Below are 16,031 nucleotides of genomic sequence, written 5' to 3'. Positions count from 1 at the left end.
AAATTGAACTGCAAATGTAAGGATTGAACCCAGCAGGTAAAACAGATTAATGTTTTAAAGGTCTCTTCTTAATCATGCCGCCTTTTGTATCCTTCACACTGCTCATCACCACAAATGCATAAGGGTCAATTTTCTGAATTTCGGTATTTAGTTTATTGAGCTCAAGCCTTGTTACAACAGTATAAATAATATCTGTATCCGTTACCTCTCCTTTTTTACCAAATCCACGTTTGCCGCTGTAGACAGTAAAGCCTCTGCCGATTGTATTGATCAGCATCTGACTGATTTCTTCATTATGTGAGGAGATGATGGTAACACCGGTATATTCTTCAATACCTTCAATAATGAAGTCAAGTGTTTTAGATGCAGCCAGGTAAGTGATGAGTGAATACATGGCAATTTCAATGGAAAGAAAATGGGCTGCAGTTGAGAAAATAACGATGTTGATTAGAATGATAATGTCTCCGATGGTTGTACCAAGTTTGCGGCTTAAGAAAATAGCCAGTACTTCTGTTCCGTCGATTACAGCACCTCCTCTTACCGACAATCCAATTCCTGCACCAAGAAAAAATCCGCCAAAAATGGCAACGAGTAAATTGTCGTTGGTTATGTTGGGGAAATGGACAGTAGCAACAACTAATGCAAGACCGGAAATTGCGAATGCTGTTTTAATGGCAAAGGCCCTGTTTACCACTTTATAACCCAGCAGAATAAAAGGAATGTTTACTCCAATCAACAGAAAGTGGAGGGATTTTTGTTAATGCAGAGATCAGCAGGGAAATGCCGGTTGCACCACCATCGATAAAATGATTGGTTAACAGGAAACCTTTGAAGCCAAACGCAGCAGAAAAAATTCCCAGGGTAATAAGCAGAACATCCTTTAGAAAATGAAGGAAATTTATTTTCAATTCACGAAGACCGATTGCCAGTTGATATTTGCTGAATTCTTTTCCGGAATCCCTGTTCTTATCCTTTAAGGTGCTATTGATGATTATTTTTCTGAGAATTGTATTCATGCAAGTGGTTTGTTTCTTACGATTATTGCTAAAATAAACCAGTTGCAGCAGTAATCCAAAGTATACCTGACAGAATTAGCATCCTGTCATAAAAAAACCGGCTGCAATGAATGCGGCCGGTTTTTAAAAGCAGCATAGTCAGACTGTTTATTTTTTTCTTGTTGCTTTAAATGTTCCGTTTGGCTGAATGAAATACAATGCTGTTATTTCATCCTTATCATTCTTTTCAAAACGAACACTGTAGCCACTGATAACTTTAAAATTAAAAACATCTTTTTTAACAGGCAGCATTTCATAATCAGGCTGGCCCGGTACAAGAACCATTAATGTTTTATCACCTTTGATGTATACTTTTACAACTGTCGGGCCGGGGAGTTCATAGTCGCCAACATATTTTTCCAGGTCAGCTTTGCTTACATCAATGGTTTCAACTTTCTTTTTGAATACGATGTCTTTTACCCCGCCCTGAAGAGATACCGATAAGGATTCGATTTCACCTTTGATGTTGATATTGAACAAAACTTTCATTGCATCATCTTCACTGGCATCCACACCATCAGCAACAGGAATAAAATTGAAGTAATCATAATGATAATGAGTAATCTTAAAGTTTAATGCATTATACTTCCCGATTAATGAATCTTTTTTCAATTCAATTGTCAGAGTTCCATATGCTTCATTGGTAAAGGTCCCTGTATAATCTGTAATGGAGTGTGTTGGTTTTGTTCCATACTTATGCTGCGTACTGTCGGCTTTCAGTTTTTCTTTGGCAGCTGCTTTTGCTTTATCAACAGCAACTTTTTGTGTGCGGTGCCAGTCTTTGAATTTCAGTCCGAGCATTTTGTCAACAATCGTATTGCGGATGATGGAAGGAACAGGTGATCCGTTTTGATTAACAGAAACAAAAATGCCAATACTGTCAGTTGGGAAAAAAGAAGTGCTGCTGCTGAAGCCATCAATATTACCTCCATGCTCTACACGGTAATGTCCACGGTAGTTGGCAAGAAACCAGGCCATTCCATAGTTGCTGAAAAATACATCCGGCTGTTCTTTAGATGGAAGACCGGAACTGATCACCATTTGAGAACTGATAGCCTGAGAGTAGTAGGATGCAGGAATAATTTCTTTTCCATTGAATTTACCTGCATTGATCCACATCATTACCCAATTGGCCATGTCTTTTGCGTTAGAGTTGATGGAGCCAGCAGGACCTAATGCATCAATATTCATGAATTTCATCTTCATGATTTTTCCGTCTTTCTCATTATAGCCAAAAGAAAAGTCAGGTGCTTTCTGCAGATCAATGATGGATGTATTACTGGCCGTCATACCCAACGGGGTAAATAATTTTTCTTTGATAAGTTCTTCCCATGTTTTGCCGCTTAGTTTTTGTGCCAGTACTCCCTGCGCTAAAAACATAAAATTATTATACTGCCATGCCTGGCGCAACGGAGCGGTTGTTTCAAAAAAACGGATGATGTAAAGCAGACTGTCACGGCTTGTTTTTGCACCATACCACGCAAGATCATGACGTGGAAGACCAGTGCGGTGGCTCATCATATCTCTTGTGGTAATTGTATTTGTCAGTTCATCACTGATGAAACGCAGTTCCGGCAAATATTGATTCACGGGTTTATCCAAATCAAGTTTGCCATCTTTCAAAGGAAAGCTCAGTAAAGAAGAGGTAAATGCTTTTGTACAGCTGCCAATTGCAAACAATGTATTTTCTGTTACCGGAGTTTTATTTTCATAATCCTTATAACCATAACCTTTGGTCATGATCACTTTGTTTTTTTCAACAACAGCAACAGTTACACCGGCAACTTTCCATTCGCTCAGTATACGGTTGATGAATGTGTCAATGCCTGCAAGACGTTTATCGGTGGTTTGGGCAGTTGCAACATTTAGCATGAATGTGCAGAGAATGATAAATGAAAGTAGCTTTTTCATTAGTTTAAAATTTATTAAGCGGGAAATGGTTTCAAGTTTAGAAATATGATGTTCGTCAGATAGCAGCTAAAGTCTGTTGAAAATCTTCAACCAAATCTTTTACATCTTCAATGCCAACAGAAATTCTCAATAGGTTATCCGGTGTGGCTGATCATGCACCTTCAATTGATTTGCGGTGTTCGATCAAACTTTCAACACCACCTAAACTGGTGGCATGAGTAAATAACTTTAGAGAATTAGCCAATTTCAATGCTGAATCTCTTTCACCTTTTACAAGAATGGATAACATGCCTCCAAAACCGCCTTTCATTTGTCTTGCTGCAATTTCATGTTGCGGGTGTGATGGCAATCCCGGGTATAACACTCTTTCTATCTTTGGATTGCTTTCCAGATATAGCGCCAGTTTCATTGCATTGTCTGAATGAATTGGCATTCTCGCAGCAAAAGTTGTAAGGCTTCTGCATAGTAACCAGCAATCATAAGGTGATGGAACAGCACCGCCCAATCTCTGGTAAGCTTTTACAAATTCAAAACGTTCATTGTCTTCTTTAACAATTAACGCTCCACCTAACAGATCGCTGTGGCCGCCAAAATATTTTGTGGTAGAATGAAGAACAATATCAACTCCCAGTTCAATTGGTTTTGTATAAAAAGGAGTGGCCCATGTGTTATCAGCAACGGTAAAACAGTTGTGTGCTTTTGCTATTGCAACAACGGCTGCAATATCGGTGACTTTAATTAATGGGTTGGAAGGTGACTCCATCCAGATAAGTTTGGTGTTTGATTGAATAGCCGCTTTCAAAGCGGCAAGATCATCCATATCAACAGGAGTATAAGTCAACCCAAAATTGCCGAACAAAGTATCAAGGATTGTGCGGATAGAAAAATAAGTATCATCAGGGATAATAATATGATCGCCGCTTTTTAAACTTTGAAACACTGCTGTTGCTGCTGCAAGACCTGATGAAAAACTTACGCAGGAAGTTCCCGCTTCCATTTTGGCCAGTTTATGCTCCAGTGAATTCCGGTTGGGATTATCATAGCGGGAATAAAAATATCCACCGGGATAACTGATGCCATCATCTCCTCTTTCAAAAGTGGTGGATAATACTATCGGTGACATTACTGCGCCACTTTTATCTTTTACATTGTCTTCGTGAATAATTCTGGTTGAAAATTCCATAGTTGAAGTTTGGTCTTGGAAAGATAAATGTAAGCATTCTTAAAGTTGCTCCTGTTCCTGCCTGTCATTTCCTGCTGCCATTCAGAAAATAGTTATTAATGAAAACCAATTTTCTGTAATTTTCAGCAAATGATTTTGCATGAAAGAATTGTTATCGCATTACGCTGCTTATAATTTGTGGGCCAACAAAGCTATCACTGAAGCTATTCTTGAAATGGATGAACAGCTGCATCAGCAGATTGTAAAAAGCAGCTTCCCCAACTTATATGCAACTTTTCTGCATATGTGGTATGCAGAGAGTGCGTGGTGGCAGCGAATGGAAGGACATACCCTGATCATGATCCCCAGCAGGCAGTTTAATCCAACCATGAAAGAAGCGATCAATGGATTGTTGCAGCAGTCAACCGATTGGAAACAATGGGCTGAGCAATGTACAGAAGAAGAGTTGAAACGGGAGTTTGACTATAAGAATATCAAAGGCCAGCCTTTTCGTTCGGCAATATGGCAGGTAGTTCAGCATTTATTTAATCATGGAACTTATCACCGTGGGCAACTGGTAACAATGATGCGGGAGTTGGGAGTTACTGAAATACCTCAAACCGATTTTATACATTATATGCGAAGTCTTAAGTAACATGATAACAGTAATGCGGTCGTTTATAGTACACTTGTTTCCGTCTTCATAATATTGTATGTTTAGGCAATGAAGGGGCGGATAGTTTTCACAACCATTTTTATTGTTTTGACTTTAGTTGCGCTGTTTTCGTGCAAGCAGGAATACTCCTGCGAAAACTGCAGGGAGGGGAATAAGCCGCCAATAGCTAAAACAGGTCCCGACAAAGCAATCGCTTTACCTGTGGATAGTGTTTTATTAGAAGGAAGTTCCTCCTCTGATCCCGACGGAAGAATAGCAGAATATCTATGGACGAAAATTGCAGGTCCGCCGTCTTTTATAATAAAAGATTCAGTTGCTGCTGTAACACTTATAAAAAACCTGAAGTCAGGAAAATATAGTTTTGAATTGAAGGTGACAGATAATGAAGGTCTGTCTGCAAGAGATACCATAAATGTTTTTATAAATACTGCTGCTGAATTGAACCGGCCTCCGGTTGCAAAGACCGGTTCAGATCAGGTGATTACATTGCCTGCAAACAATGTGTTACTTGATGGTAGTGGATCAACAGATCCCGACAGTAATATAATTGGATATGCATGGAGGAAAATTGCAGGTCCGGCTTCTTCTGTTTTTGCAGACCCTGTTGGAATCCAAACACAGGCATCGAATCTTACAGAAGGCGTTTACCAGTTTGAATTAACCGTTACAGATGCTGCCGGATTATTTTCGACCGATACAATACAGGTAACAGTAAACATTTCTCCGAATAAATCGCCTGTATCAGATCCAGGTAAGGATATAACAGTAACTTATAATCTGCAGACCTGCAGTATGGATCCTTCTTCAATTACATTAGATGGTAATCTGTCAAGAGATCAGGATGGAACGATTGTTTCTTATCAATGGTCGTTAGCATTTGCAGAGAGTTCTTCAGCTTTTATAACTAATCCAGCTTCAGCTGTTACAACAGTTACCGGGCTTGTGCCGGGTTCGTATGGATTTAGATTACGGGTTACCGATAATGAAGGTGCGTCTGATGATGATACAATTGTTGTGAATACGGTGTACAGTAACAGACCATTGGTAAATGCACGACTTATACCAACAGGAACGTTGAATGATCCAAGAAAAGTAAGCGTAGTTGCTGCAGTTGGAAATAAAATTCTTTTTGCCGGTGGAATTCCTGTTCCAACCGGGCCGGGGCCAAACTTTTCAGCTACTGTTGATATTTATGATGTAACAACAAACTCTTGGAGTACTGCAAGCTTGAGTCAGGCAAGATCAGGGATGACAGTTGCTACAATGGGGAATAAAGTTTTTTTTGCGGGGGGCACTGGTATTCTTCCTTCGGGTAGTGTTGGTTTAACATCACGAATTGATATTTACGATGCAACAGCAAACTCATGGTCAACAATGGAAATGCCTCATGCAGATGGTCTATTGTCTTCGTTAGCTTCCGGTAATAAGCTGGTAATAGTTGGGGGTAGTTTTGCTGATATATATGATGCCGGAAGCAAAAGATGGACAACAACTAACTTCGGGCAACCACGCTATCTAATTACAGCAAACAATGTAAAGGGTATATTATATTTTGCCGGGGGTGTTACAAATAAATCAACATTAACTCCGACTTCACGAATTGATATTTATGATCCTGCAACCGATTCTTGGTCCATTTCTCAACTAAGTAAACCTAAGTATGGTATGTCTGGATTGCTCGCAAGAAGTATGATTTGGGCTGGTGGAGTAGTTTCAGGAAATGCATCAAATGAAGTTGAAATGTATGACCCAATTTCGTCAAACACATCTTTTTCCTGTTTGTTTCAACCGAATTCATTTTCCTCATTTAGTTCCGGTTTGTTGAATGGCAAAGTCTTTTTTTTTGTATCGAATGGCAAAACAAAAAACAAGTTCGACATCTATGATCCACTTACAAATGTCTGGTCAATCGGAGTTTTGGATCAATCTATAGCAACTCCGGTTATTATTTCTGTTAATGGAAATATTTACGTTGCCGGAACAACTGTTACTGGAGATGTTTATCAAAGGCAGGTATGGAAACTGGAATTCTAATTTTATTTAGATGAAATAAAAAAGCGGTTGCATTCACAACCGCTTCAATAAACTTTATCTTCTTTGAAAGAATAAATTATTTTGCATCATACGCCCATTTAATCCAGGTAGCTCCCCATGTAAATCCGCCGCCGAATGCAGCAAGCACAATATTGTCACCTTTGTTTAATTGACTTTCCCATTCCCACAAGCAGAGAGGAATAGTTGCAGCAGTGGTGTTTCCGTATTTTTCAATATTGATCATCACTTTTTCTTTGGGTAAACCCATACGGTTGGCCGTTGCATCAATAATGCGGAGATTCGCCTGATGCGGAACCAGCCAGGCAATATCATCACCTGTTAAATTGTTTCGTTCTAATAATTCTGCACTAACATCAGCCATTCCTTTTACTGCAAACTTGAATACCTGCTGTCCTTCCTGGTAAGCAAAATGCTCACGGTTGGCAACGGTTTCCATACTTGCAGGTTTTAAACTTCCACCTGCTTTCATGTGTAAGAAATTTCTGCCCGCACCATCGGTACGTAAAATGCTGTCGAGTACACCATATCCTTCTTCGTTGGGCTCAAGTAAAACGGCAGCTGCGCCATCTCCAAAAATAACACATGTATTACGATCAGTATAATCTATAATGGCACTCATTTTATCGGCACCAACTACAACAACTTTTTGTAACGGCCACTCTCAATAAAAGAAGCGCCGGTACTTAAAGAAAAAAGAAAACCACTGCAGGCAGCACTTAAATCAAATCCCCATGCGTTGGTTGCACCAATTTTATCGCACACAATATTTGCAGTTGAAGGGAACACCATATCTGGTGTAACTGTTCCCACAATTAAGCAGTCTATTTCGGTGGGATCAATTCCACGCTTTTTGCAGAGATCAAGAACTGCCGGAGCAACCATATCTGATGTGGCAAGTCCTTCACCTTTTAATATTCTTCTTTCAGAAATACCGGTCCTGGTGCGGATCCACTCATCGTTGGTGTCAACCATTTTCTCCAGGTCGAAATTGGTAAGTTTGTCTTCAGGTACCCATCCGGCAACAGCCGTAATAGCAGCGGTTATTTTATGACTCATGTATTTATTTTTGATCGAGCTTTTTAAAATTGCGCACGAAGATAAGAAAAGCAGGAAAAGCAGTTGTTAGTCATTGAAGTTAGATAATTACAGTTGATATTTTCAAAATGAGAAACTCTTTGGGCTAAAGACCCGGAACTACCTGTCAGCCACCTGTTTCGTCTGCTGAAAAAAAGTCTATTTTCGCCACATGTTTGCGTATCTCAAAGGAACCTTTACACTCAAAACTCCAACAGTAGTTCATGTTGACGTTCACGGCGTTGGCTATGAAGTGCAGGTTAGTCTCAATACTTACGGGAAAATTCAGCATTTGCAGGAAGGAACATTGTTTACTCATTTACTGGTGAGGGAGGATGCCCATATTCTGTACGGATTCTTCGAAAAGGTTGAAAAAGAAGTTTTTCTGCAACTGCTCAGCGTTAGCGGAGTAGGAGCTTCAACTGCCAGAATGATGCTTTCTTCTCTTCAGTCAGAAGAAGTTGTGAGGGCAATTTTGTCGGGCAATGAAGGCCTGCTGGAAAGTGTGAAAGGAAAAGGAAAAAAGACCGCCCAACGAATTGTGCTGGAGCTGCGTGATAAAATTTCGAAAACTACAGCAGATGGGAATATTTCTACACTGACTCACAATACTTTAGAGCAGGATGCGTTAACTGCTATGACTGCTTTAGGTATTGCAAGGAATGCGGCCGAATCGGCTATTAAAAAAGCCCGTCAAACGAATACGGCGTTTGACCAGGTGCAGGAGCTGATTAAAGCTGCATTGAAATGTTTGTAAACCTGTAACAAAAGCCACTCGCTTAGAGAATTGACGCTGATGCAACGTACCATACATGGTAGTACCGCCCTGTTAACACTTGTGCTTACATGCATATCCATGTTGAGCTACGGAGGTGTACCTGCATTGAATCCATCTTCAAAAGATACTGTTCCGTCAATTGATACCAGTTTGCGTTTTCCGCTTACCGACCGCAGGGGAGATGCGTTTAATTATCCCAACCGCAATACGTTTGATCTGCAGCGTCCATCGAATATCACAGATTCCATTGCATATGATCCTGCAACCAAACGATATTATATCTATGAAAAAATAGGGCGAAGCTGGTACCGCAAACCAACCTATCTCACCTTCGATGAAATGGTGGCTTACAAAACCCGCCAGGATGAACGGGATTATTTTCAACGCAGATTAAATACAACACTTAACCTCAACAGAAAAATTCTTGATCCCAAGTTGCAGGTGCGGCCAAGTTTCTTTAACCGCCTATTCAGTAACACCGGTATTCCAAAAGTTGAAATAAAACCACAGGGTGATGTAACCTTAACTGCCGGTTATCTCGGACAGAATATTAAAAACCCAACTCTTCCGGAACGTGCCAGAAAAAATGGAGGATTTGATTTTGATATGAATGCCAATTTTGGTTTGAATGCCAAGATTGGTGATAAACTCAATTTCCCCGTTACGTACAATACGCTGGCGAATTTCCAGTTTGAAAATCAGCTGAAGCTTGATTACAGCGGTAATACCGATGCCATCATCAAACGGATTGAAGCCGGTAATATTTCCTTTCCTGCAAAGGGATCATTAATGCCCGGCGCTTCTGCATTGTTTGGTTTGAAAACAGAATTACAGTTTGGCAAATTATATATCACTACTGTATTAGCCAATCAAAATTCCAATAAGCAGCAGGTGCAGATGGCTGGCGGATCAGGCTTGCAGCAGTTTGTTGTAAAGGCAGATGAGTATGAAGAAAACCGTCACTTCCTGTTAGCCCAGTACTTTAAGAATAACTATAACAAGAACATGAAGAATATTCCTTCTGTTATTACACCCGTACAAATTCTCCGCATGGAAGTATGGGTTACCAACAGAACGGGATCAACTACAGAAAACAGAAATATTGTTGCCTTGATGGATTTGGGTGAATATCAGCCAAATAATCCCAATGTAAATCCTTTAACCGGTTCTGATCTGCCGCAGAACAGTGCCAATGATTTATATCAGCGGATCATTAATGACCCGGCAACAAGAGATGCATCATTAGTAACTAACCGCCTCACCAGTTTTGGTTTAACAGCAGTGCAGGATTTTGAACGCACATTTGCACGCAAATTAAAACCCGAAGAATATTATTTCAATCCGCAGATTGGTTTTATTTCATTGAATACAGTGTTACAACCCGATGAAGTATTGGGTGTGGCATTTCAGTACAGTGTTAATGGTAAAATTTTTACAGTAGGTGAATTCTCCAATGATGTAACACCTGATACAGCAGTAAACAACAGTGGTACACAGAAAGTACTGTTCTTGAAAATGCTGAAAGCAACATCGCAACGTCCTTTGCTGCCCATTTGGGATCTGATGATGAAGAACGTTTATTCAGTTGGCTTTGGTCAGTTGGAACGCAAAGATTTTAAACTCAACATTCTTTACCAGGAACCGGGTGGTGGTGAAAAAAGATATATTCCTGAAGGGGAAGAAAAAGGAAGACCAATTATTGAACTGGTAAATCTTGACCGTTTAAATAATCAGAACGATCCGCAGCCCGATGGTGTGTTTGATTTTGTAGAAGGTTATACAGTCAATTCACAAATGAGCCGTGTGATTTTTCCTTTACTTGAACCATTTGGTAAAGATTTGAATTATATTTTTCGTGGTGCTGATTCAATTGCTCTCCGTCAGAAATATTTATTCTATCCATTATACGATTCAATTAAATGGCTGGCACAGCAATCACCCCAGTTAAACCGTTTTGTATTTAAAGGTGCATCACGCAGTGCAGGTGGTGGTGGCGATATTCCGTTAGGGTGCATTCAATGTGCCGCAGGGTTCTGTTTCAGTAACAGCAGGCGGACAAATATTAAGAGAGAATGTTGATTACACAGTTGATTATAATTTAGGAACAGTAAAAATTATCAACCAGGCAATTATCAATTCCGGCGTGCCCATTAATGTTGGGTTTGAAAACAATGCCACATTCGGAATGCAGAACCGCAACTTCATGGCCCTGCGTTTGGAATATCGTGCCATTGAACGTCAGACAAAACAATTAACGATTGGCGGAGCAGTGATGCGTTTGGGCGAACGCCCCTTTTTTACTAAAATGAATTATGGTGATGATCCGATCCGAAATACCATGATTGGTGCTGATGTGAATTATAACAGCGACTGGAAACGATTAACCAAATGGGTGGATGCATTACCTTTTTACTCAACACGACAGGCGTCTAACATTAATTTTTATGGTGAAGGAGCAAAAATTATTCCCAGCACTGCCAAGCAAATCCGTCCGGAAAAGAATGGCGGAGGTTTAGTATACATTGATGATTTTGAAGGAACACGTAATGGTATTGATCTTCGTTTTCCGTTCATTGCATGGACACTGGCTTCAACTCCTTACCAGTCAAGAGATCGTTTTGGGGTTGAATTATTTCCGGAAGCAGGTTTGAGTAATGATTTGCAATACGGATACAACCGAGCAAAAACAGCCTGGTATAATATTGAACCGGTATTGCAGCAACGTCGTGATCCAAACAATCCATTGGGAAATAACTTAACAGAATTATCCGATCCACGTGTTCGTTTTGTAAGCCGACAGGAAGTATTTCCGCAGGCAACTCCTGATCTCGGACAAAATCAATTGATCACTTTTGATATGTCTTTCTATCCAACAGAAAGAGGACCTTATAATTTTGATGCAAGGAACGGAAGTGTTAATCCATCAAACGGACGCTTACTAAATCCAAAGAACAGGTGGGGCGGTATTATGCGTGCTATCGATCAAATTGATTTTGAAACAAACAATATTGAGTTCATTGAAATGTGGGTGCAGGATCCGTTCATTTTAAATTCAACAAGTACCGGCGGACAGATGTATTTCAACCTTGGAAATATTTCTGAAGATATTTTAAAAGACGGCCGCCGTTTTTATGAAAACGGATTAAGCACTATACAAACACCTGCAAGAGAAGACAGCAGTAACTGGGCAAGAGTGCCACGCAATCCAATTCAGATTGCACAGGCCTTCAGTAATATTGTTGAAGAACGTTCACAGCAGGATGTTGGTTTCGATGGAAGAACAGATACATCAGAACAGAGAATGTATTCACCGTTCCTTACTGATATCAGGAACATTGTTGGTACGGGTGCTGCTTATCAATCTTTATTCAATGATCCAAGCAGTGATAACTATCAGCATTTCAGGGAAGGCCAGGGCGATAATACCGGCATCTTACAACGCTATAAAAAATTCAATAATCCGCAGGGCAATAGTCCTGTAGCAAGCAACAATGTTGCTTATACATCGGCTTCTACTTTATATCCTGATAATGAAGATCTCAACAGGGATAACACATTGAATGAAGTGGAAGAATATTTCCAGTATCACCTTGAGTTAAGACCAAAAGCTGATCCATTAATGCAGGTGGGGCAGAATTATATTGCTGATAAAAGAGAAGTGGATGTGAAACTGGCTGATGGTAATTCAAGAAAAGAAACCTGGTATCTCTTCCGCATACCGATTAAACAATACGAACAGAAAGTGGGAAATATCCCCGATTTCAAATCAATCCGTTTCATGCGTATGTTCATGACAGGATTTGAAGACAGTCTTGTTGTACGCTTTGGTAAACTGGAACTGGTTCGTAATATGTGGCGTTCGTATCAGTATGCACTTGATACAACAGGACAATACAAGCCATTACAAAATCTTGCAACCACAGGCTTCAATGTTACAGCAGTGAACCTGGAAGAAAATGATAAACGTACTCCTGTAAATTATGTTACACCACAGGGTATTGAACGTGTATCGCAGCTGAGTAATAATGGTATTAATTTATTGCAGAACGAAGCTTCACTGAGTATGCAGCTTTGCGATTTGCAGGATGGTGACAGCCGTGCAGTATTCAAATCAACCAATCTTGATCTGCGTCAGTACAAACGTGTACGGATGTTTATGCATGCAGAGTCAAGCGGTAAAGTTGACATTTTAAAAGATGGTGAAATTCTTGCCGTGATTCGTTTTGGTACTGATTTCATTAATAACTACTATGAAGTACGTATGCCGTTGAAGGCAACCAAGTGGGGTTATTATCCAAGACCGGGTGTAGATGATACAACAAGTGCTCAGTGGCCGGGAGCAAACCAGTTTGATGTTGATCTGCAGGAACTGGTACGATTTAAATTACGCCGCAGCGGTTCGGTTGCAACTGTTTTTTCTGAAGACAGGGGTAATGGTGTGCGATGGAGTGTAATGGGTAATCCAAATCTTGGTGAAGTAAAAGGATTTTTAGTTGGTGTTGAAAATAATAAGAACGATGCTACACAAAGTGTTTGTGCAGAAGTGTGGATTAATGAATTACGTTTAAGCGGCCTTGATGAAAAAGGAGGATGGGCAGGAACAGGAAGATTAGATATTCAGATAGCTGATCTTGGAACTATTTCTGTTTCAGGTTCTGCACGCACAGCAGGGTTTGGCACCATTGAACAGAGAGTAAATGAACGCAGCCGTGAATACTTCTACCAGTTTGATGTAGCTGCCAGTCTGCAGTTAGGTAAACTGTTACCAAAGAAAGCAGGCATTGATATTCCTTTTTATGCAAGCTATTCTCAAACAACAATGAACCCTGAGTATGATCCATACGACCAGGATGTGAAACTGAAAGACAAAATAAAAAGCTCTAACAATAAAGATTCGGTTAAAAATATTTCGCAGGATTTTGCAGCCATTACTTCTGTAAATGTCACTAACATGCGGAAGAATAAAACCAATGGCAAGCCGGCAAAAATTTATGATATCTCAAACTTCGACGTAAGTTATTCTTACACAAAAACAGAAAAACGGAATCCGTTAATTGAAAGTGATGTTATTGAAAAACATTATGGTGGAGTGGGATATGCGTATGCGCCTCAGCCAAAATATTTTGAGCCGTTTAAAAAACTGATCAAGTACCGCAGCCCGTGGTGGAATATCATTAAAGACTTCAACATTAATTATCGTCCGAGCTTATTAAGTTTCAGGGCTGATGTGAACAGGCAGTTTGGTGCAGCACGTGCAAGAGAGGTAACCATACCCGGCGTAGCACCAAGTCCGTTTAAGATTCCTGAAACCTATGATAAGTATTTTGTATTTGATCGTGTGTATAACATGCGCTGGGATTTAACACGTTCCATCAACATTGATTTTAGTGCAACCAATAATGCGAGGGTTGATGAACCAACCGGACGTTTGAATACAAAAGAGAAGAAAGATTCTATCCGCCGTAATTTCTTAAAAGGCGGAAGGAATGTTATCTACCGTCAATCAGCCAATGCTTCCTATAATTTGCCATTGGCAAAAATTCCTGCGCTTGACTGGACTACAGCAAGATTTAATTATTCAACAACGTATAACTGGATTGGTGCATCAAGACTCGCAGTGAACCTCGGTAATACCATTGAAAATTCACAGGCAAAAGTATTTACAGGTCAGCTCGATTTTTCAAGGTTGTACCAGAAGTCAAGATTCCTGCGGTCATTGGAAACACAGGCTGATCCGAATAAACAGCCTGCTTTGGCATCACCCAATATAAAATTCAATCCAAAAGATACGGTTGGTAAAAGCAAAAAATATATTGCCAAACTTTTCCGCAGGTTAAACAGGCTTGAAGCGAAAAAAGATAAAGGCATTCAGTATGAACCAAGTGCTGTTGCAAAAGTTGTCGGAAGATTACTGACATCAATCAAGAACATCAACATCAATTATAACGAAACGTACAACTCAAGAATACCTGGTTATGTTGACAGTCCGAAATATGTTGTGCAAAACTGGCGAACCCGTGCACCAAGTATGGGTTATGTATTCGGGCGGCAACCAACTGATGAATGGCTTGATAATGCAGCTAAGAATGGATGGATCACAAACGATACCAACTTCAATTTCCTCTTTACTCAGAGCTATCGGCAGGAGTTGAAACTGGAAGCTACTGTTGAACCTATCCGTGACTTTACCATTGATTTGAACCTGAGCCGTTCTTTCAGTAAAAATCATTCACAGCTGTTTAAGGATACAGTTGGTAGTGGCAAGTTCGGGCACCTGAGCCCGATGGCGAATGGTGGTTTTGAAATAACATTTATCTCTTATCAAACCATGTTCAGAAAATATTCTGCAACAACACCGGGTCAATCATTCCTGCAGTTTGAAGAGAATAGAAAAATATTGTCGAAACGTTTGGGAGAAGCAAATCCATACGTACTCAACCAGGTGTATGGTGATTATTATAAAGGTTATGGCAAATATTCACAGGATGTGCTGATTCCTGTATTCATTGCTGCGTACACGAATCAAGACCCTGAAAAAGTGGGATTAATTGATGAAAGTAATAAACGTGTCAGTGATAATCCGTTTAAAAAGTATATACCAAAACCAAACTGGCGGTTAACCTATAGTGGATTGTCAAGAATACCGGGGCTGGAAAAAATCTTTACCAACTTTACTATTACTCATGGTTACAACAGCAGCCTGAGTATGAATAATTTTACTTCAGCTTTATTGTATGCTGATCAGATGGGATTGGGCTTTCCTTCGTTCATTGATACAGTATCGAATAATTTTGTGCCTTACTTCCTTGTTCCCAACATTACCATCAGCGAACGTTTTGCACCATTGATTGGTATTGATGTGCAGTTAACCAATCAGCTCAACTTTAAAGTAGATTATGGCAGAAGCAGAACCATCAGTTTAAGTTTGATTGATTTCCAGGTGAGTGAAGTACGCAGCATTGATATTACAGTAGGTGCAGGCTGGCGCAAACGTGGATTAAAGATGCCGTTTAAGATTCCATTTATGAAGAAGGATTCCAAAACACTGGAGAATGATCTGAGTTTCCGTTTTGATTTAACTTACCGTGATAACGCTACTTCCAATAATATTTTAGATCAGCGGAATACCATTCCTACCGGCGGACAAAAAGTATTAACCATCAGCCCATCGGTTGATTATGTACTCAACAACAGGATCCGTTTGCGTTTGTTCTTTGAACAGAACAGGGTAGTAGGTTATATTGCTACACCACCACCTGTTGTAAATACAAGAGCAGGATTGCAGGTGAATATCAGTTTGGCGCAGTAGTACTTGCGGCA

General features: G+C 40.0%; 6 protein-coding genes and 3 pseudogenes. 5 read left to right on the top strand and 4 right to left on the bottom strand.

Annotation, left to right across the window (positions count from 1 at the left end; translation table 11 throughout):
• Positions 1-46 precede the first annotated feature (46 nt).
• The 3 genes and pseudogenes from IPK31_03215 to IPK31_03205 form a co-directional block, all read right to left on the bottom strand.
• Positions 47-1,016 (bottom strand): annotated as a pseudogene (locus IPK31_03215) (YitT family protein).
• Between the two features lie 147 nt (positions 1,017-1,163).
• Positions 1,164-2,966 carry a serine hydrolase gene (locus IPK31_03210; GenBank protein ID MBK8087036.1) on the bottom strand — a complete coding sequence of 601 codons (1,803 nt, stop codon included), beginning with the start codon at positions 2,964-2,966 and terminating at the stop codon, positions 1,164-1,166.
• Between the two features lie 55 nt (positions 2,967-3,021).
• Positions 3,022-4,149 (bottom strand): annotated as a pseudogene (locus IPK31_03205) (aminotransferase class I/II-fold pyridoxal phosphate-dependent enzyme).
• A gap of 139 nt (positions 4,150-4,288) precedes the next feature.
• Between IPK31_03205 and IPK31_03200 the strand changes: the two are divergent.
• Positions 4,289-4,783, top strand: a complete 495-nt coding sequence (locus tag IPK31_03200) for a DinB family protein (GenBank protein ID MBK8087035.1) — start codon at positions 4,289-4,291, stop codon at positions 4,781-4,783.
• A gap of 69 nt (positions 4,784-4,852) precedes the next feature.
• Entirely contained in the window at positions 4,853-6,838 is a 1,986-nt protein-coding gene (locus tag IPK31_03195; protein MBK8087034.1) for a hypothetical protein, read from the top strand.
• 76 nt (positions 6,839-6,914) lie between these two features.
• Here the strand turns inward: IPK31_03195 and IPK31_03190 are convergent.
• A pseudogene (locus IPK31_03190) lies at positions 6,915-7,915 on the bottom strand (ketoacyl-ACP synthase III).
• Between the two features lie 190 nt (positions 7,916-8,105).
• Between IPK31_03190 and ruvA the strand changes: the two are divergent.
• From ruvA to sprA (IPK31_03175), 3 genes are read left to right on the top strand one after another with little or no spacing between them, the layout of a single operon-like run.
• Positions 8,106-8,690 carry a Holliday junction branch migration protein RuvA gene (gene ruvA / locus IPK31_03185; GenBank protein MBK8087033.1) on the top strand — a complete coding sequence of 195 codons (585 nt, stop codon included), beginning with the start codon at positions 8,106-8,108 and terminating at the stop codon, positions 8,688-8,690.
• A 39-nt stretch (positions 8,691-8,729) separates the two neighbouring features.
• Positions 8,730-10,790: a cell surface protein SprA gene (sprA, locus tag IPK31_03180; GenBank protein ID MBK8087032.1), complete on the top strand. Its 2,061-nt coding sequence runs from the start codon at positions 8,730-8,732 to the stop codon at positions 10,788-10,790.
• A complete protein-coding gene (sprA, locus tag IPK31_03175) occupies positions 10,732-16,020 on the top strand; it encodes a cell surface protein SprA (protein MBK8087031.1) in 5,289 nt (1,762 codons plus the stop codon). The genes sprA (IPK31_03180) and sprA (IPK31_03175) overlap by 59 nt, the downstream gene beginning before the upstream one ends.
• The last annotated feature ends 11 nt before the right edge of the window (positions 16,021-16,031 follow it).

The sequence above is a fragment of the Chitinophagaceae bacterium genome (assembly GCA_016713085.1).
GTDB lineage: Bacteria > Bacteroidota > Bacteroidia > Chitinophagales > Chitinophagaceae > Lacibacter.
Note: the sequence above shows the minus strand (reverse complement) of the source record. Positions and strands in the feature narration are given on the sequence as shown.

Excerpts from the sequence above, each read along its gene's own strand:
- IPK31_03210 (MBK8087036.1), bottom strand. The coding sequence starts at position 2,966 with ATGAAAAAGCTACTTTCATTTATCATTCTCTGCACATTCATGCTAAAT.
- IPK31_03200 (MBK8087035.1), top strand. The coding sequence starts at position 4,289 with ATGAAAGAATTGTTATCGCATTACGCTGCTTATAATTTGTGGGCCAAC.
- IPK31_03195 (MBK8087034.1), top strand. The coding sequence starts at position 4,853 with ATGAAGGGGCGGATAGTTTTCACAACCATTTTTATTGTTTTGACTTTA.
- ruvA (MBK8087033.1), top strand. The coding sequence starts at position 8,106 with ATGTTTGCGTATCTCAAAGGAACCTTTACACTCAAAACTCCAACAGTA.
- sprA (MBK8087032.1), top strand. The coding sequence starts at position 8,730 with ATGCAACGTACCATACATGGTAGTACCGCCCTGTTAACACTTGTGCTT.